This window comes from Segatella copri (assembly GCF_026015625.1).
GTDB lineage: Bacteria > Bacteroidota > Bacteroidia > Bacteroidales > Bacteroidaceae > Prevotella > Prevotella copri_H.
On sequence record NZ_JAPDVG010000001.1, the window covers coordinates 2,043,888 to 2,063,905 of the forward strand.

Genomic DNA, 20,018 nt, shown 5'->3' on the forward strand with positions numbered 1-20,018 from the left:
TTCTCGAAAATAATATGATATGGCAAAAAAGATAAAACTCGGCGATTACAATCGCCTTCGCATCGTAAAGAAAGTTGATTTCGGTCTGTATCTCGATGGTGGTGACGAGGGAGAAATCCTCCTTCCATCCCGCTACGTACCTGAAGACGCAGGCATCGGCGACGAGCTGGATGTCTTCATCTATCTCGACCAGGAAGAGCGCCTCATAGCAACCACCGAAACCCCTTTGGCAAAGGTGGGCGATTTCGCCTATCTCGAAGTGAAATGGGTCAACGAATACGGAGCCTTTCTGGGTTGGGGGCTAATGAAGGACATCTTCTGCCCATTCCGCGAGCAGAAGAAACGTATGGTGCTCGGCAACTCCTACATCGTGCATATCCACATCGACGAGGAGAGCTATCGCATCGTTGCCTCTGCCAAGATTGAGCGTTATCTCAACGAAGACCATCCTCACTACAAGCATGGCGATGAGGTAGATCTCCTCATCTGGCAGAAGACCGATCTCGGCTTCAAGGTTATCATCGACAACCAGTATCCGGGTCTCCTCTATCAGGACCAGATTTTCCAGTACATCCATACCGGTGACAAGATGAAGGGCTACATCGGAAGAATTCGTCCTGACGGAAAGATAGATGTCACCCTGCAGAAGACCGGCATCCAGCAGACTGCCGATTTCGCCGAAACCCTCTACCAGTATCTCCTGGACAACGACGGCGAGTGTAACCTTGGCGACAAGAGCGAGGCCGACGACATCTACGAGCGTTTCCACGTGAGCAAGAAGGTTTACAAGCGTGCCGTGGGCGATTTATACAAGAAGCGCCTCATCACCGTAAGCCCGATGAGCATCCGATTGGCAGAATAAAGATTTTTTAGATGTATATATAATAAGGTATATATATAAAAGGTGGAGCATCGAACCCGATGTTCCACCTTCATTTTTTTGAAACAATTTATTCAAAGCATTGTATCACCATTGCATTTCTCCTGTAATCTAATACCCCTACCTTTGCAACCAGAAAAGATTATCATAGAAAAGAAGAAGAAGAATGAGAAAGAAAACATTTACAAAAGGTAGTTTGCTGATGATGACCATGCTCGTTAGCAGCAACATGATGGCTGGCACACCAGAATTGGAAAGCAATGCCACCAGCAACGCAGTAAAAGCCCATCGCGTACTCGTGATAGGCGCTCAAGACAACGTGAAATCAAACTATTTCGTTACTGATATGCTGGCAGAGGATACGCAGATCAACCCAGACAGCGTATGCTACATATATAATAAGGTGATAGAAGACAACCTCGCACAACTTGCCCAGAAATCAAAGGCAAACTTCACCTATGTAGACGGTAATGCCATTCAGGGCACCTACCACGACATTCTGGAGGATATCAAGACCACAGGCGAAGGCGAGAACCAGTCATCTGACCTTACATTCGTCAATGCCACCCAACTCCGTGGCATGCTCGACCAGGCAGGAGCCGATTATCTCCTCCTCCTCGACAATCACTATCTCAAGTATCAGGAAGAGCCTTTCAAGACCATCTTCCACTACGTGAACTATTCACTCTATGATGGCAACAAGAAGAAATTGGCACAGGGTAGCAATTACTTCACATCCATCAACCCACAGTCGGAACAGCAGATGCTCAAGGCTAGCCGCAAGAGTACTGCAAAAATGCTCAACGACGTGGAGAGTACACTCACAGCTATGAGAAAGTAAAAAACGTATTCAGGAAATAGCAGAAGAATTCTTTTAGGAAATAGGAATAGAAGAATTCTATGATATTCGGCAGAATCACGATAAACTTTTATAAACCAAAGATTGTATTTTATGAATTCAATTCGATTTGTCGCCACAGCAGCGCTGTTGGCGGCTGGTAGCACCACGTGCCTCTTTGCACAGAACACCCGTGCCACCGTTACAGGAAAGATTGTGGATAACACCAAAGAACCTGTAATCGGTGCCTTGGTAACCGTAAAGAACGAGTCTACAGGTTTCACCGTTTCCGCTGCCACTGATGCCAACGGAAACTATACCATCCGAGAAATTCCACTCGGTTCGCCTTACACCATCACCGCCAAATACATCGGTTATGGTGACCAGAAGCGCACAGGCTATTCGCTCAACCAGGGCGATATGCTGCGTGTTGACTTCACCATGAGCGACCAGAGCCAGGAATTGAAAGAGATTGAAGTGGTGGCAAACTCTCTGAAGAAGAACGTGGATAACGAGGGAGCATCAACCAGCGTTACAGCGCAGGACATCAAGAAACTGCCTGTAAACGGACGTAACTTCACTTCGCTCATCGACCTCTCTCCGCTGAGCAACGGCATGAACCTCAGCGGTCAGCTTGCCTCTTCCACCGGTTTCAACATCGATGGCATGTCATCCAAGAACCCTATCTCCGGCGGTGCTGCCAATACCAGAAAAGGCAGTCCTTACGCCATGACCATGGAGGCCGTGAGAGAGTTTAAGGTGGTAACCAATGCCTATGATGTAACCTATGGCCGTGCAGGTGGCGGACTCATTAACGCCGTAACCCAATCGGGTACCAACACCCTCAAGGGTTCGGCATTCTCCTATCTCCGCACCGACTGGCTCGCCAGCCAGTACGACATCCTCGGCAACAAGCGTACCTCTGATTTCTCCACCTATCAGTATGGTTTCTCGCTGGGTGGACCTATCATCAAAGACCGCCTGCATTTCTTCGTGGCATGGGATCATCAGCAGGACACCAAGCCATTGCGCATCGCCGACATTCATGGAGCATCGGATGAAAGCAGATACAATCTGTCGCAAGCTACACTTGATGCCTTCACCCAGATAGCAAAAGATAAATACGGGCTGCCTAACCAGCCGGAGTACGGTTCGTTTGACAAGAAATCAAACACCAACTCCGTGTTCGCACGCATCGACTGGCAGATCAACCCAACCAATCTGCTCAGTGTTCGCAACAACCTGAACATCAACAAGCAGCCATATAGCCAAGGTGACAATACCACCATCAACTTCCTGGAGTCTTACTCCGACTGCAACACCGCAGACAACAGCTTGATGGCATCTCTCCGCAGCGTATTCGGACCAAAGATTACCAACGAGGCGAAAGTGCAATGGATGTATTCGATGGAAGAGACCAAGGCAAACAGTCTCCTGCCTAACGGCACCATCCCACGTGCCATCGTGCAGAACGTAGCATCGGAAGTAGATGGAAAGACCTTGATGACCAACATCCAGATAGGCGGACAGCGATTCACCCCAGAGAATTTCCACGACAACGTATATCAGTTTGTAGATAACCTGCTCATCAATGCAGGCAAGATCAACTATACCCTGGGCTTGGACGTGATGTATTCTCACCTCTCCTCACTCTATGGCAGCGAAACCAACGGACGTTTCTACTTCAAGGGACTCGACAGTTTCAACAACATGACCCCTTACCGATATGCCCGCGACGTATATATGGTAGAAGGCGAAAAGAACCAGAAGGTAACCCAGCGCATCGTAAACGCAGGTATCTACGGTCAGTTGCACACCCAGCTCTTCGAGGGCTTCGACCTCACAGCCGGCGTACGCATCGACAACGCTTCCTATCTTGACCACGGCAACTACTACGAGCCAGCCGACCGTCTTCTCGGTGTAAGAACCGACAAGGGCATCGGTCTCTTCCTGGTACAGCCAAGATTACAGTTGCAGTGGGATATCAACAACAAGCATACCGATATTCTGAAGCTTGGTGGCGGTATCTTTGCATCAGACATCAACAACTACGCCACGGTAAACAGTCAGGTGTTCGACGGAAGCCGCATCGTAACCATCGATACCCAGGATGCGAGCCTCATCCCTACTCCTAACTTCCCAAGCTATCGTCAGAACCCAGCCACAACTCCGGGTGCTGATCTGCTGAAGAATCCAAATGTAGAGAAGCTCGTCACCATCAACTGCAACAAGGAGGGCTCCAAGGTGCCAACCATCTACAAGGCAAACCTATCGTATACCCACTACTTCAGCGACCGATTCAAGATGGGCGTAGCAGGATACATGACTCTGGCTCGCCACAACTATCTCTATATCGACAAGAACATGGTGGATGAGCCTTACTTCAGATTGGAAAACGAAGGTGGACGTGGCGTCTATGTGCCTGCCAACACCATCGATGCCAAGGGCAACACCAACTGGCTGGAAGGCAGAAAGACCAAGGAGATAGGTCGTGTACTGGAGCTTAACACCATCGGAAAGGTAAACCAGTTTGCCTTCGTCATCGACGGTAGCTGGAGATACTTCAAGGATGGATTCCTCTCATTCAGCTATACATGGAACAGCGTAAAGGACAACAACACCTATAATGGCGACGTGGCAAACACCTCAACACTGGTAAAGATGGTGAAGGATGACCCACGCGACATGAGTCAGCTGAGCTATGGTAACGGTCAGTTCCGCCACAAGCTGGTGGTTTACGGAACAGCACCAACCTTCTGGGGCATCCAGGCAGGTATCCGCTTCTCTGGCATCGGCGGCACCCGCTACTCTACCATCGTAGGTGGCAACGTGAATGGTGACTTCGTGGCAACCAACGACCTCGCCTATATCTTCGACCCTAACGACCCTAACACCGATGCAGGCATCCGCAAGGGCTTCGAAACCCTGATGGCTAACCCTAAGGTGGAGAAGAAGTTCAAGGAGTATTTGCAGAGCAACTATGGCAAGATGGCTGAGCGCAATGGCGGCGTAAATGGTTTCTACGGCACCTTCGACCTTCACTTGGAGAAGGCATTCAAGCTTTACAAGACCCATGCCCTGGAAGTTTCACTGGATGTATTCAATGTGGCCAACCTTCTCAACAAAGACTGGGGTGTAGGCAAGAACCTCTCTAACGTTCCTCTCTATTACATCACAGGTTTCGACCAGGAGAAGAAGCAGTATAAGTATGCCGTAAATACCAACGCCGGCGTAGCTGGTGGCAATGGTAATCCTTACCAGTGCCAGTTGGGTATAAGATACAGATTTTAAACAGATTTTTAGAAGTTATCTCAGACGTTTTCAGACGTTATTAGAAGTTTTTTAAAGAAGAATATGAAGAAGACTAGTATGATATTGTGCGGAATGATGCTTTTGGCATCTTCCGCCATGGCTCAAGTAAAGGTGATAGCCCATCGTGGCCATTGGAACAGTCAGGGTGCAGCCCAGAACTCCATCGCTGCCATGCAGAATGCCAAGAAGGCTGATGTTTGGGGAAGCGAGTTTGACGTACACATCACCACAGACGGCACCGTGGTGGTAAACCATGACGACGACATCCATGGCATAATCATCGAGAACGCCAAGTATGCCGACATCAAGAATCTGAAACTTGCCAACGGTGAGCCTATCGCCACGCTGAAGAGTTATCTGGAGGCAGGCAAGAAGCTTGCTCCCATGCAGCTGATTCTGGAAATCAAGGCCCATCAGACTCCTGAGCGTGAAGACAGATGCGTAAAGGCTTGCCTTGATTTGGTAAAGGCAACCGGCATGGAGAAGCAGGTGGATTACATCTCCTTCAGCATGCATGCCTGCGAGGAACTCGTAAAGCTGAACCCACAAGCCCGGGTTTACTATCTGGGCAGCGACGTGGCTCCCAAAGTCATCAAACAGAAAGGCTTTGCCGGCATCGACTACTATGGTGGTGCCCTCCTCAAAAATCCGAACTGGATTAAAGAGAGTCACGACCTGGGCATGAAGGTGAATGTATGGACCATCGACCAGATGAAGGAGATTCAGAAATGCGTAGATTCCGGCGTTGACTTCATAACCACCAACAAGCCAGAAGAAGCCAAGAAGATTGCCGAAGGCAAGCTCAGCTTCAAGTAAAGAATAAAAGGAAAAATAGAATATGAATTGAGAATTCAGCAAATAGCCAAGATGCTAATTTGCTGAATTCTTTTGTTTTTGTATCTATCACTCATTCTTCTACTACAGCATCCAATACGTTCCGCAAATTACCTATCAGATAAAACGGAAGATTAATCAACGTAAACTCCTTGCCATGAATGGTCTTGACCTTATCTATAGAATAAGGCTTTGACCAGATACGAATGGCTATATTAACTTCCGAACTATCCATAAATACTTGGAGAGAACGGAGATGGGCATTGGTTCCACTCTTTACCTCTATCGGATAAAGCTTGGAGTTATGAGTAAAAATGAAATCAATCTCTGCACCGTTATTCGGCTTTGCCCAAAACGAGCGATGCTGTCCCACCCTATCTTCCAAAGCCAATAACTCCTGAGCCGTTATTTGTTCTGCAATATGCCCACGCCAACTGTCCACCATATCGGTAGAGCCAATGATTTCCTTTCTGATTCCCGCCTGATAGTTCACCAATCCCGTATCAAACCAGATGAGTTTTGGCATTCGTTTGGTCTCAGGAATAATCGGCAACTGGGTAGAAGACACTGGGTAAACCAGCTCCAGAAGCATTGCCTTCTCCAGCAATCTAAATGCCTCGCCCACCTCTCTTGACTTATAGCCAGAATTGGCAAAGTTACCTAACGTAATGGTCTCACCCGAAAAAGCCCAACCATAAGAGAGGATAAATCTCACCACATCCGTCAGCTTATTGCCTCTGACGTATTTTTCAGAATCATCCTTATAGGCTTGCACCAGAGTTTCATAAACATCTTCGATACCAATGACATCTTGGGTTTCAGCATACTGCTGCACTGCTTCAGGCATCCCTCCCACAATAGTATATTGATTGAAAAGATGCATCAACTGTTCATGGAAGGCAACCGTATATTCTGCCTTCTGCGAGAGTACGGCAAGCAGATTATACTTGCCGATAGCCCCCAGGAACTCAGAAAACGAACAAGGTCGCAAAGCCAGATACTGTACTCTTCCCACAGGGAAACTGACTTTAACATCCACCAGATTCTCCAACAGACTGCCAGCTGCAATAACATACAAATCAGGTCTCTGTTCATAGAAATACCTAAGAAGTGCTATGGTTTTAGGAGAATTCTGAATCTCGTCGATGAAAACAAGGGTAGTTCCTTCTTTCTTAACCTTACCGACACTGGCATACAGCATATTCACCAGGTCGTCTAAAGGAATCTCCATCTCGAACAACTTGGCATTCTCATTTCTTTCCAGATTGAAATATAGATAATTATCAAACTGAGAGCCAAACTCATTGACCACAGTTGTCTTACCAACCTGTCGAGCTCCTCTCAGGATAAGGGGCTTATGCTTTTTGTCTTGCTTCCAAGCCTCCAGTTTACTGATGATATTTCGTCTAAACATACGCATTTGTTTCAAATCAGGGGCAAAGATACTACTTTTTTGTCGCAAATCAGCGGCAACAGCGTTAAAGTTTGTTGTAAATCAGGGGCAACTAGGCATATAATTGTAGCAGTTCCCCAAAGTGGACACAAAAAATGATTATTAATTATTTATATTTTTAAAAGTACACATATCTATCAAATTTCGTTCCTTTTCATTTGCAAAAGTAGACAATCTCATCCATATTTGCAAGTTTTTCTTTATAAAAGTGAACATTATTCTTTATTTTTCTCATTTCCAGCCATTTTCTTCCGTTCTGTGACGAACTTCGGTGTAGCATTAGCCTCTCGCTTCCCAAAAGTGTCCTTTCTTGGAAGCTCCCCTTTATAAAACCTCTTCCTGTAATTATTTGGCGTATCATAGCCGATAGCACAACATGGTCTTTTCTCATTGTAATAATCCACGTATGCGTCCAAGGCCTCCTCGAACTCCTCTCTTGAATTACATGTCTCAATCTTGAAGTCTATGAACAATTCCTCTTTTATCCATCCGTTGAGGGATTCGTTCACAGGGTTGTCTGTAGGCTTTCCTGCCCTGGACATAGACCTCACAATCAACGTGTCCTTTATCAGCTCATTATAGGCGAGTGAAGCATACACGCTACCTTGGTCCGTATGAAGAACAGTTGGCTCATCTGTGCCCTTCAACAGGTTGATGACATCATTTAGCCCATCAATGTACTGGTCTCTATGTCCACGTCTCTCAGCCACATGCCACGTTAGGATTTCTTTCGTAAAGACATCGAAATACATGGTCAACTCAAAGAAGAACCAAGAGTATTTGATGACTGTCATGTCAGAGACGATAACTTGTCGAGGTCTGTCTACCGTGTCCCACGTGGAATAAATGAGGTTGGGGTACTTATCCTTTACCTTACGTGGTTTGTAATGTATCTTGTGTCTCGTTTGTGACTGAATACCAAGATATTGGAAGCATTTATAAGAGAAATTGTCGCTGATACTCAACTGTAAATTGATTCTTATGTACGCCGCCACCCACCTGTAGCCATGTGTTGGGTGTTCCGAGTGTATGTCCTCAACCACACCCACCATGAACTCACGATTGATCTCACGGGATGAAGGCTCTCTTCTAAGCCACTTGTAATACCCCGACCGACTTACTCCCATCATCTTGCAGATATCCTTGACAGGATACTCGTGCGATAGCATGTCCACTATTTTGAACTCTTCATTTTTAAACGAACATACTCCGTTTGCCCATCCTCGTTCTGCCTCACCAGATATTTTTTTTTGAGCCGTTCATTCTCAATACGCAAGCGTAGGATTTCTCGCTTATACCCCTCCTTGGTTTTGTCAATGCCCTCAGGAAGTATGTTCCCAATCTCAGCATCAGCACGAGCCAACCCCTCTATGCCTGCTTCTTCATATTGCTTCAGCCACTTCTTAAAAGAAGTTTCCGAGACATTGTTTGCCCTGCAGAAATCACCGAGCTTAACTTTGGAGTTTCCCTTGAACTTACGAATCAAGAACTCCTTTTCCAATGGATTTAAATGCTTTGCCATAAAAAGTTTCCTTTCTGGTGAATACTTGACGATAAGATAACCGTGCTTCGGCAAGTTGTGTGCCCTTACGTTCGGGCTACGCCCTCTCTACAGGGCACACAACTCTATCTGCTTGCAAAGGTAATCATTTTCCATCAGTTTTCCACCTTTCTGTGTCTACTTTTTGAGGGGCAGCAAATGTGTAGCAGTTCCCCAAAGATGCGTCACCTTTATTTTCTTATACGGTTTACCGCCCAAACCAAGGGCAGCCATCGTATGATCCTTGATAATCAATTTACCAGCAAGAAAATCTTACCATACTTGATGGTATTCGCTTTGCCTTGAAATTGCAATAACAAGGCAATTGGTATCCAAAACAATATTCATAACTATACGTTATGAAATACTATGAAGTTCCGAAATTACACAATCTACAAATTCTGCGTATTATCCATTTTTGCGTTTATCAAGCAAAAAACTGATAAACTCATCAGAGATATTAGAGATTTCTCCTTTATCATAGATTGTCAACAAATCAATGATAACGGAATCTCCTTCCTGATAAAGATTATAAGTGCTTGGAAAGCTTTCTAAGTTGTCGCTCAAATTCTTTTTCCGTATAAATTTTAACCTTCATACTACGCCTCCTCTTCCCGAAGTCTTCTCAACAATTCACGAGCATCCATCGGCTTAGTCCCATTCTTCTTATGGGCTTCCAGTTCATCAAGAGCACGGTTGAGACTTTCTGCCACATAGGCTTCCTGCTCTGCCTGGCTCATATAAGTTTCCTGATAACTGTTTCCTGATTTGGAGATAGAACTGGCTAATTTTTCAGCATAGTCTTTGAGCTTAGCGACAAATTCGTCAAGCGTATATTGACCTGTAGAAGGTACTTGAAACTGAATATTAATCGTTTCCATATTATTCCTTTCTTTTAAATTAACGCCACAAAATTAAGGAAAAGAATTGGAAATGCCAAGGAAAAGAACAACTTTCTTTAGTTTAAGATACGAAAAAAACTATCAATACCAGATTTTGAATGCAGTACACGATATGATGCAAATTGGATCATGTAATCTGCATCGTGCTATTTGCATCATTCTTTTATTTTCCTTTTCAACCCAGCCTAATAAAACAAGGGAGCGAACTGCATCGCAACGCAGCCCGCTCCCTTATCTATACTGATGATTGAATTTAATCTACCTTTTCGATAATCTTCATTCCCTCTTCCACTGCCTGCATGTTCAGTGGAATCAAACCATGATGGCGCTCTGGCAATGACTTGTAAAGCGCCTTGTTCAAACCATCGGTGCTCACAACAGGACAAACCTTCAGCAGACCGCCCAAAACAATCATATTGAACACCTTGGAGTTTTTCATCTCGGCAGCCTTGTCCATCGCATCAATGCGATAAATGGTGATGTCCTTGCGCTGTGGAGGATTCATCACACCATAGCCATCATAAATCAGGATGCCGCCTGGCTTAATCTTCGGCTCAAACTTGTCGAGCGACGGCTGGTTGAGCACGATGGCTACATCATAATGGCTCAGGATAGGCGAAGAGATGCGACTGTCGCTCACAATGACCGTTACATTGGCTGTACCGCCACGCTGCTCTGGTCCGTAAGCAGGCATCCAGGTTACCTCCTTATCCTCCATCAGTCCTGAATAAGCCAGAATCTTTCCCATAGAGAGAACGCCCTGACCGCCAAAACCGGATATAATGATTTCTGTCTTCATTGTTCTAATCTTTTGTAAATGCCAAATTCAACATTCAACATTCAACATTCAACATTACATGTTCGTTGTATCCTTCAGGTCACCCTTAGGATACTGCTTAAACATGTTATCTTCCATCCACTTGTTAGCCTCAACAGGTGAGAGTTTCCAACCGCTGTTGCAAGTAGAAACAATCTCTACCAGGCTGGAACCCTTGCCCTGCATGCTTGCCTCGAACGCCTTGCGGATAGCCTTCTTTGCCTTCTTGATGCTTGCCACGGTCTCCACACTCTGGCGGGTTACATAACAAGTACCCTGCAGATGGCTTGCCAACTCGGTAATATTGAGTGGATAACCATGAAGATCAGCATCTCTACCATAAGGACAGGTAGCAGTCTTCTGACCCAACAGGGTGGTTGGCGCCATCTGTCCGCCGGTCATACCATAGATGGCATTATTGATGAAGATGATGGCGATATGCTCACCACGGTTCAGGGCGTGGATAGTTTCGCAGGTACCGATGCAAGCCAGGTCGCCATCGCCCTGATAAGTGAAGACGAGACGATCAGGCCACAAGCGCTTGATACCCGTAGCTACAGCAGGTGCACGACCATGAGCAGCCTCCTGCCAGTCAATATCCAAATAGCGATAAGCAAAGACAGCGCAGCCCACCGGACATACGCCTACCGTCTTATCCTCCATGCCCATCTCCTCTATAACCTCGGCAACGAGCTTATGAACTACGCCATGCGAACACCCCGGGCAATAGTGCATCGGGGTATCGTTCATCAGCGTAGGCTTCTTATATACCAGATTCTCTGGTGAAATTATATCATTCATTTTATTAACTTCTTTAATGCTTCAACGATTTCCTCCGGCTCAGGTACGATACCGCCCAGACGACCAAAGTGCTCCACAGGAGTCTGACCATTCACAGCCAGTCGCACATCCTGAACCATCTGACCGGCATTGATTTCTACAACCAGAATGCCCTTCTTGGTCTTGGCAAGTTCATGAATCTCCTTTTCAGGGAAAGGCCAGAGGGTGATAGGACGGAACAATCCTACCTTGATGCCCTGCTCACGCGCACTCTCGATGCTCTTCTCGGCAATACGTGCCGCACTACCGAAGGCTACGATAACATAGTCGGCATCATCCATCTGCTCGGTTTCATAACGAACCTCGGTTTCACGGATTTTTCTGTATTTCTCCTGAAGAGCAATATTGCGCTCCTCCATCACCTCAGGCTTGAGTTCCAGAGAGGTCATGATGTTGACAGGACGACTCTTCGGACGGCCGATGGTAGCCCAAGGACACTCCCTGGCAATCTCCTCCTCGGTACGTCGAGGCTTGACAGGAGGCAGAACCACCTTCTCCATCATCTGACCAATGACACCATCGCTCAGAATCATCGCAGGATTGCGATACTTAAAGGCAAGCGTAAAGGCGAGATCAACGAAATCAGCCATCTCCTGAACAGAAGCAGGAGCCAGCACAATCACATTATAGTCGCCATTACCACCACCGCGGGTAGCCTGGAAATAATCACTCTGGGATGGTTGGATGGTACCCAGACCCGGACCGCCACGCTGCACATTGACGATAACGCCCGGAATCTCAGCACCTGCCATGTAAGAGATACCCTCTTGCATCAAAGCCACACCCGGACTTGAAGAAGTGGTAATGACACGCTTACCGGCACCGGCGCCACCATAAACCATGTTGATAGCCGCCACCTCACTCTCAGCCTGCAGAACCACCATACCTGATGTTTCCCATGGCTTGAGCAGAGCCAGCGTCTCTATAATCTCACTTTGAGGTGTGATAGGATAGCCGAAGAAACCATCCGCACCACATCTGATACAGGCATGGGCTATCGCCTCATTGCCTTTCATTAATGTAACTTCCTGATTTGCCATTATTTAGTCCTCCTTCTTACGATAAACAGTGATACAGCCGTCCGGACACACGATGGCGCACGAAGTGCAACCAACACACGCATCAGGTACAGCTGCCTCTACATAACGGTAACCATGCACATTGACTTTTTTCTCTGCCAATGCGATGACATGCTGAGGACAAGCCTCCACACAGAGCGAGCATCCCTTGCAACGCCCGGTGTCGACTACAATAGCCCCTTTAATCTTACTCATATTCTAATTTCTTACTAATTATCTTTACCATTGGAGTAAACAAAGCTCCTGCTGTCCACATGTCGGTTGTTATGGATTGTAGTAGTCTTTGCAATAAAAGCTCATGATATCATCCAGCATCTCCTTGGCTGCTACGGCAGGACTCTCCGGATCGAGGGCAATGGCCTCCATATAGCAGTCGAGGGCACGCTTAAAGTCACCCTGCTTGCGCCAGGCGTTACCTTGCTGATAATATTCTTCTGCTGTCATTTACTCTTTTCTTTTTAAGTTTTGCTCTGCGAAATTACTAATTTTCGGCTAAGAAAAAGAATATAAGCCTAAGATTTAAACTATATTAATGTAGTTTTTCACAAAAATGCGCACACTATAATTCAGTGTGCAATTTTTATGAAAGATGTGCATTATTTCTACTAAAATATTCTATAAAAACACAATTCGTCATTTACCGCAGTTTTTTACGATAAATGACGAACAGTACGATTCCCCTCAACAGAAGGTAGAGAATGAAGGCCAACCACAGGGCATGATTGCCCAGGAAAGGATGCAAGCCGAAGAACAGACCGAAGAACGAAGCCGAGGCTACGGCAGTAGAACAGAGCATCGACTTAGACTGGGTGATACCTACAAAGATGCCATCGAAGACGAATGCCGACATGCCAGACAGCGGAATCAGCACAGCCCACCAGAAATATTCGCCCGATGCAGCTATCACCTGCTTATCGCTCGTGAGCAAAGAGAGGAAATTCTCGCCACCCACTATATATAATAAGGTGAAACCTACTGCCACGACAGCTCCAAAACCCATCGTTCTTCTAACCACCTCGCGGAATGCCCCCATGTTTCGGGCTCCGTAATACTTGCCGCTCAACGCCTCTGCCGCATAAGCAAAACCATCCATAAAATAAGAGAAGATGGTAAAGAGCGTCATCAGCAGCGTATTCACAGCCAGCACGATGGTACTCTCCCTGGAACCTGCCGCCGTAAAAAAGAGGTTTACCGCCACCAGACAGAGGGTGCGGAGAAAGATATCCTTATTGAGCGAGAAAAACTGCTTCAGCGGTTCAGCAGCAAAGAGATGCCGGCGATAGTCATACTTGCTTAACCGGCGATAACAGATGCGATAAAACAGACATGCCATCAGGAATCCCCACCATTGGGCAATGACCGTTCCGAGCGCCACACCTTCTACCGTCATACCGCCGACAAAGACCAGCAGCAGAGAGGCTATGATGTTAACCACATTCTGCGTCAGCGATACCATCATCGGAATGCGCGTGTTCTGCATACCGATAAACCAGCCCGTAAATCCGTAGAGTCCGAGCACTGCCGGGGCTCCCCAGATACAGACATAACAGTATCTCCGTACCAGTTCCACGACATCCGCTTCCGGCGACATCGCCCACAGTCCGCAGCCTATCAGCCATTTCTGAAGAACGAAGAACAGCACTCCTATTCCCACACCGATACTCAGAGAGCGCACCAGGAGCCTCAGCACCTCAGCCAAATCTCTCCTTCCCAAAGCCTGCGAAGTCATTCCGCTGGTTCCCATTCTCAGGAATCCGAAAAGCCAGTAGATGACATTGAAGAGCATCGAGCCCACGGCAATGGCTCCGATATACGCTGCATCGCCGATATGCCCGACGATAGCGACATCAACCAAACCCAAAAGCGGTACCGTGATATTGGATATTATCGACGGCACCGCTAATTGTAATATTCGTTTATTCACCTTTTTCAATTCTTAAACCTCATTTAGTTTTACTGGTATATGACCTTCAAGCTGTAACCACATCTTTTAGAATTTAAAAATATACTCAATAAACTTACATTCATTTCGCTATTACCATCTGCTTATCAGCGAAAGCGCTACAAGCGTCAACCAAAGCCAACAGTTTGCTCCAGTTTGAGACAGGTTCCACTCTATGAGCAAAACATTTGCGCACATACACTTTTACACTTTCATTTCCAGCGGTAGCCTTAACCGTGAATTCTCCACACTCATTAGCCACCGAAGTCTCAATCTTCTTTAATGCTTCAGCAGAGACCTTATATCCTTGCGGCAACGGAATCTCTATATTCCATTCATCAACAAACGCCATCTTGCGCCAAACATCATCGATACGCTCTCGATCCTTGCCTTCTAGTTTCAACGAACTTCCTATTAACTTACCTACCGACAACAAATAGTTATTTCCAGCGCGTTTCACCATTCCATCCATCACATAATCTACATGATAAACAAAGTTAGAACTATCTCGACGGATTCCCACGCAATCTACTCCATAGCCACCGACTTGCACAGGATCACCATCGTGATAACTACTGATTTCAGCCTTAAACGGATCTATGGCATTTTTCCGATATTCATTGAAAGCTCCTTTTAATTCTGCAGATTCCTTCTTAGTATAACAAGAGTACGGATCTTTGTCGTCGTATTTCAAATATCGCCAATAAGCTTCAAGTTGGCTTGAACCAAAAAGCGTGTTATCAGGACTCACCAAAGACTGACCGTACATTTTCTGTTCACCCGAATAAGTTACCTTCCTACTGATATCAAGTTTAGTACCATCAAGTTTAACCACCATATCATTCACCGACTTATTGTCTTCAGCTTGACTCACAGGTATCGTTATTTGTTCCTCGGAATCTTGCATATACGCCTTTCTTCCTTGATATATATAAGGTATCTCGGAAGCAACCTTAGGATAAGTCCCAGGGAAGTAGTACACATCAGTTCCCTTAAGGCGGAAGAACCAAGATGTCGAATTATAATTAATCAGTTTATCAACAGGCAATGCACCAAACGGAGTGGTAATGCCCATTTCTATTTCCACACCCAATTTACGCAAATAATTAGCCACTGTATTAAAAACCCTCTGAGAAGCTCCCCCACTAACATACTCAAAAGAATAAATACGGTCAGCTTTCTCCTCGGCAGACATCCCCTCTTTTTTGGCAGACTTGAAGACGCTCTTATACGTACTAGGAAGACCAGCAGGAGAATATCCCCCCTTAGACACATAAGATTTCAGCAATTTCCAATCGTCTTGCAGGATTGGTGTTACATCAGGATTGCCTCGAACACCTTTTTTGCGCATAGCCTTCTCTACTACTGCCACTTTAGCCTTGGTCGGGGTAATATACATCTCTATAAAAGGTGACTGCTCCAAAGAATTATACCAAATGGATGATTCTGCATCTATCGGCTTATCCATAACCATATCAAGCACTGCATTTTTGTCCTTGTCTGTGGTCTGAGTAAAATCAGGGGCACCATTCATCGTCCGATAGACGGTGGCAAGACTTTGGTCTAGCACACAGTGAACCTTGGTATAAAGGACAGGTTCGTCTTGACGAAGAACAAAATAGAAAGGATCCAGCTGTTGTTCCTGTGTATCTATTTGGTCTAGAGAAAAGACATCAATACAATCTCCCACTTCCAAACCAGGCACAGCTATCTTCTGACTCAAGTCCTTGTCATTTTTGCCTTCCTTGACATCTACATAGTCATCTAAACTTACTTCCTGTACGTTACCATTCTTCTTTATAACACGAATGCCAAGCACCGTTTGCGTTTTATGATGATATCCCCAGGTCCACTTTCTACTTTTCGTCTTGAAAGTAAACTCAGAATAATCCTTCAACGCCTTTTTGTCATTAATTTGAATTAACATACGCTCCATATCCGTACAGTCTATCTGACGAGTAAGGCGAAGATTGAGCACCAGATCAGCCGTTGCCTTACGATAATAATCCGTGCTCAACTCCCGATAATAAGATAGTATGACGGCCGAAGCATTCTTGTATCTGTCGGGAACCGTTCGTTTTTGAAAGTCAGCAGGCGTACTGCTCCAAACTTCTTGCCGCACCTTTTGCGCCAACTTCAAATAATCAGCTTTCTCGTCAGCATTCACTGACAACGTCAAGAGCTGTACCAACAGAATACTGAAGACAACTCGGATTACTTTAATCTTTCCCATAATTCAACTTTTTGACTATGAATAATACATTTAACTCATTTTTCCTTTAATACTACTTGCTCATTACAAGCTGCTCCCCAATCACTTATAATCTTATTCCAAGCAGGGATTTCGCTTCGCGGAACACGTCTGTGGTGTATTACACACTCCTTATGCATAACAATCAGATTGCCTGTTTGAGAATAAGTGCGACAAAAATCAACCCATGCTGTATGAATCTGATAAGGTGCGGGGAGACTACTGACCTCCATTTTCTCTGGAATCAAAATCTTTACATCACGTACTTCCTTAGACCGCAAGTCTATCATGTAATCGGAAACCCGTTTGGTTGTATCCACTGGAGTCAGAAAAAGGCTCTCATCGAGATTGGCATCTAAATAAACACTACCGTCAACCAGTTGCCCAGCTCCCTTTTTCATAAAAAAAGCAGTGATATTCAAAGACTCATCCCGAGGACGATTTCCCGTCATCACTATATCCCCAATCTTATCCAATCGTTCATCACCCCCCATCGCTGCCACCAAGGCCTTCTCTTTTTCATCTTGTGCCGTAGCGTCATTCCCCACTAGTATCCAAGACTTCATATCGCCCTTCCATTTAGAGTACAATTTTCCCTTTATATCGTAGTTTCCATCATCCCCAGATTCTAAGGTTGTCTGATATGTTATAGAAGAAAAGCAAGAATCAGCAGCCAGCTCAGGTAACTTATTCATACGAAAGCTATCTGCGTCTTCTACCAAAGCCATCCTTCCTTGTATATTGTCTGGCACATAGCCTAGAGGAACATATGGATTCGTAGCATCCAGATAATATGGCTTTCCCTGATAGAAAACCGTACATATCGCATGATCAATAGATGCAATAGAAGGATTTTCCTGCAAAGAATAAGGTACATCCCATGTCCCTATATCCGTTTGACGAGCATCAAAGCCTTGCGCCTTGAGCAAGGTTTTGAGCAAAAGAGCCATAGCCTTGCAATCACCATAACGCTTACGAATAGTTTCAGCAGGTGTTGCCGGTTGATGGGCAGAAATGCCTGCCTCAAAAGCCAAATATCTGATATTCTGCTGTACCCAGGCATAAGTATTGGCTATCTTGTCATAATCGTTTTTTGCCCCTTTCTGTATCTCTCTTAGTATTTCTTCCTGATTAGGAATTGAGCAATCCACATTAGCCAACTGATGAGACCAGACAAACATATCTTGCAGACTTTGGAATGCTCCCAACACCAAGAGATGAGGAGCACTATATCCCCAAGATGGAGAATTAGGTTCTATCAGCTGTGCAGGTAAGGAATGAATCACATAAGTAAAAACGGAATCTCCCTCTGCATTACATGTAGTACTTTTCTCTATACCAGCAGGAAGATTATATTCTTTTATCCGAAACTGCTGGAAGGCTTTTGGCTTGATTACCTCTATCTTCTTATGCTCTACATAATTAGCTTCACACAAAGGAATAGTTGTGAAATAAATAGGATTGAGATAGGTTCGGGTAAAAGAAGCCTTCAGAGTCTTGCCAACCTTTGGAATCTGATAGCTAAAGTAGCAAATCTTGGTATCATCGTAAAAGACATTACGAGGAATGGCTGACTTGTATTGTGCATACCCCTTACACTGTGCCTTGTCCAAACGAATAAACTCTCCGTAATAAGCACATGGTTGAACTAGAGCGGAATATTGGGTTACACCATACTCATAATCCGTAGTGTTAACAACAATAGTCTTACCTGCGTCATCAGTTTTGAAGACGTATCTATCATTGCATTGCAATATATGCACATTGTCATCAGCTTTTTGAGCCGAGATGGGTTGCAAAAAAGCGAAGAGCAATACCAGCATACTATCTAAATCAGCAAGTCTGTATTGGAGCATTTTTCTCATTTTCATTATACTCTGCTTCTTTTATTTATTCTGTTTGCAAAAATAAGAAAAAAAAACGAGAACAAAGGATAAGAAAAGAAATTATTTTGTTTTTTGCGTTAAAAACATATCATAATAATATAAAAAAGACAAAAGTTACCAGCTGACGATAACTTTTGCCTTTTCACTTTATATTTCTATCTTTTACATCATTATCAAACCTTAAATTTCGCAGCCTGCTCCTCAATATAGGCAGCATCGCTGAAATAGTCGATACGCATAGCCTTGCGAACCTCATCCATGGTCTGGGCTGCAAACTCGCGGGCATCCTCGCTACCCTTCTTCAGGATGTTGAATACCTCAGGAATATCCTGTTCAAACTCATGACGGCGGGCACGGATTGGGTCGAGCATCTTGTTGATGACGCTGTTCAGAAACTTCTTGCAGGTGCCGTCACCGATACCACCCTTCACATACTGCTCCTTCAACTCATCCAAAGTCTTGAACTCAGGCCAGAACTCAGCAAAGTCCTCTGGTGTAGAGAATGCCTCAAGATAAGTGAACACGGCATTGCCCTCCAGATGACCTGGCTCTTCCATGCTCATACGTGGCTCACCGTTAGACATCTTCTTCACCTTCTTCCAAACGGTCTTCTCATCGTCGCTCATGTAGATACAGTTACCGAGACTCTTACTCATCTTCTCCTTACCGTCAGTTCCTGGAAGACGACGGCAGCAGGCAATCTCTGGAAGCAGAATCTCCGGCTCTACCAATACAGGTGCATAAGTCTGGTTGAAACGGCGAACCAACTCGCGGGTTACCTCCAGCATAGGCTCCTGGTCCTCACCGGCAGGCACGGTTGTAGCCTTGAAAGCGGTGATGTCGGCAGCCTGACTCACAGGATAGCAGAAGAAACCGAGCGGAATGTTTGCCTCGAAGTTACGCATCTTAATCTCAGTCTTCACGGTTGGGTTACGCTGAACACGAGATACGCTGATGAGGTTCATCAGATAGGTAGTCAACTCAGCCAACTCAGGAATCATACTCTGGATATAGAGTGTACACTTCTGTGGGTCGAGGCCCGCAGAGAGATAGTCGAGAGCCACCTCTGTAATGTTCTGGCGAATCTTCTCAGGATTGTCGGCATTATCAGTCAAAGCCTGAACATCAGCCATGAAAACGAACATTCTGTCGAAGTCGCCAGCGTTCTGAAGTTGTACTCGGCGCTGCAGAGAGCCGATGTAATGACCCAGGTGAAGTTTACCTGTAGGACGGTCGCCCGTCAATATAATCTTTCCCATTTTCTTGCAATTTATTATTATTTTTGTGCAAAGGTACAACAAAATATTGAGAAACTGCAAGAAATGGTGAAAAAATAACAAAATGAGCAGGAGAAGGAAGGGATATCAGAACGAAAAACGGGGCATCCTGAGGATGCCCCGCCACCAATTAAAATAATTGATTGTCGCATTATAAACTTACCGTA

17 protein-coding genes are annotated in these 20,018 nt (G+C 45.4%); 4 read left to right on the top strand and 13 right to left on the bottom strand.

Annotation, left to right across the window (positions count from 1 at the left end; translation table 11 throughout):
• Positions 1-19: 19 nt before the first annotated feature.
• The 4 genes from ONT19_RS08835 (at position 20) to ONT19_RS08850 (ending at position 5,846) form a co-directional block, all read left to right on the top strand.
• Entirely contained in the window at positions 20-862 is an 843-nt protein-coding gene (locus ONT19_RS08835) for a CvfB family protein (protein WP_264952673.1), read from the top strand.
• 184 nt (positions 863-1,046) lie between these two features.
• Positions 1,047-1,721 (top strand): hypothetical protein, encoded by a 675-nt coding sequence (locus ONT19_RS08840; protein ID WP_022121557.1) that lies wholly within the window; start codon positions 1,047-1,049, stop codon positions 1,719-1,721.
• Between the two features lie 111 nt (positions 1,722-1,832).
• Positions 1,833-5,009, top strand: coding sequence for a TonB-dependent receptor (locus ONT19_RS08845; RefSeq protein ID WP_217326025.1), 3,177 nt, complete (start codon positions 1,833-1,835; stop codon positions 5,007-5,009).
• A 63-nt stretch (positions 5,010-5,072) separates the two neighbouring features.
• Positions 5,073-5,846: a glycerophosphodiester phosphodiesterase family protein gene (locus tag ONT19_RS08850; RefSeq protein WP_022121559.1), complete on the top strand. Its 774-nt coding sequence runs from the start codon at positions 5,073-5,075 to the stop codon at positions 5,844-5,846.
• A 91-nt stretch (positions 5,847-5,937) separates the two neighbouring features.
• On the opposite strand, the gene ONT19_RS08855 is transcribed toward ONT19_RS08850, so the two are convergent.
• From ONT19_RS08855 to trpS, 13 genes are all read right to left on the bottom strand, one after another.
• A complete protein-coding gene (locus tag ONT19_RS08855) occupies positions 5,938-7,278 on the bottom strand; it encodes an ATP-binding protein (protein ID WP_218487894.1) in 1,341 nt (446 codons plus the stop codon).
• 254 nt (positions 7,279-7,532) lie between these two features.
• Complete coding sequence (locus tag ONT19_RS08860) at positions 7,533-8,486, bottom strand: IS3 family transposase (protein ID WP_264952012.1); 954 nt, start codon at positions 8,484-8,486, stop codon at positions 7,533-7,535.
• A 5-nt stretch (positions 8,487-8,491) separates the two neighbouring features.
• Positions 8,492-8,839: a helix-turn-helix domain-containing protein gene (locus ONT19_RS08865; protein WP_118067409.1), complete on the bottom strand. Its 348-nt coding sequence runs from the start codon at positions 8,837-8,839 to the stop codon at positions 8,492-8,494.
• 617 nt (positions 8,840-9,456) lie between these two features.
• The gene (locus ONT19_RS08870) at positions 9,457-9,738 is read right to left on the bottom strand and encodes a hypothetical protein (RefSeq protein WP_153073109.1); all 282 of its coding nucleotides are present in this window, start codon (positions 9,736-9,738) and stop codon (positions 9,457-9,459) included.
• Positions 9,739-10,012: 274 nt separating this feature from the next.
• A complete protein-coding gene (locus ONT19_RS08875) occupies positions 10,013-10,558 on the bottom strand; it encodes a 2-oxoacid:acceptor oxidoreductase family protein (RefSeq protein WP_006848319.1) in 546 nt (181 codons plus the stop codon).
• Positions 10,559-10,612: 54 nt separating this feature from the next.
• Positions 10,613-11,377 carry a thiamine pyrophosphate-dependent enzyme gene (locus ONT19_RS08880; protein WP_264952672.1) on the bottom strand — a complete coding sequence of 255 codons (765 nt, stop codon included), beginning with the start codon at positions 11,375-11,377 and terminating at the stop codon, positions 10,613-10,615.
• Positions 11,374-12,456 carry a 3-methyl-2-oxobutanoate dehydrogenase subunit VorB gene (locus ONT19_RS08885; protein ID WP_153139915.1) on the bottom strand — a complete coding sequence of 361 codons (1,083 nt, stop codon included), beginning with the start codon at positions 12,454-12,456 and terminating at the stop codon, positions 11,374-11,376. Before ONT19_RS08885 ends, ONT19_RS08880 begins: the two co-directional genes overlap by 4 nt.
• Positions 12,457-12,459: 3 nt before the next feature.
• The gene (locus ONT19_RS08890) at positions 12,460-12,690 is read right to left on the bottom strand and encodes a 4Fe-4S binding protein (protein ID WP_006848322.1); all 231 of its coding nucleotides are present in this window, start codon (positions 12,688-12,690) and stop codon (positions 12,460-12,462) included.
• Between the two features lie 69 nt (positions 12,691-12,759).
• Entirely contained in the window at positions 12,760-12,939 is a 180-nt protein-coding gene (locus tag ONT19_RS08895) for a tetratricopeptide repeat protein (RefSeq protein ID WP_006848323.1), read from the bottom strand.
• 193 nt (positions 12,940-13,132) lie between these two features.
• Positions 13,133-14,428, bottom strand: a complete 1,296-nt coding sequence (locus ONT19_RS08900; RefSeq protein ID WP_264952671.1) for an MATE family efflux transporter — start codon at positions 14,426-14,428, stop codon at positions 13,133-13,135.
• 91 nt (positions 14,429-14,519) lie between these two features.
• Positions 14,520-16,670 (bottom strand): DUF3857 domain-containing protein, encoded by a 2,151-nt coding sequence (locus ONT19_RS08905; protein ID WP_264952670.1) that lies wholly within the window; start codon positions 16,668-16,670, stop codon positions 14,520-14,522.
• A 35-nt stretch (positions 16,671-16,705) separates the two neighbouring features.
• On the bottom strand, positions 16,706-18,559 hold the full coding sequence (locus ONT19_RS08910; protein WP_264952669.1) for a transglutaminase domain-containing protein: 1,854 nt from the start codon (positions 18,557-18,559) through the stop codon (positions 16,706-16,708).
• A 188-nt stretch (positions 18,560-18,747) separates the two neighbouring features.
• Positions 18,748-19,833 carry a tryptophan--tRNA ligase gene (trpS, locus tag ONT19_RS08915; RefSeq protein ID WP_117695026.1) on the bottom strand — a complete coding sequence of 362 codons (1,086 nt, stop codon included), beginning with the start codon at positions 19,831-19,833 and terminating at the stop codon, positions 18,748-18,750.
• Positions 19,834-20,018 lie beyond the last annotated feature (185 nt).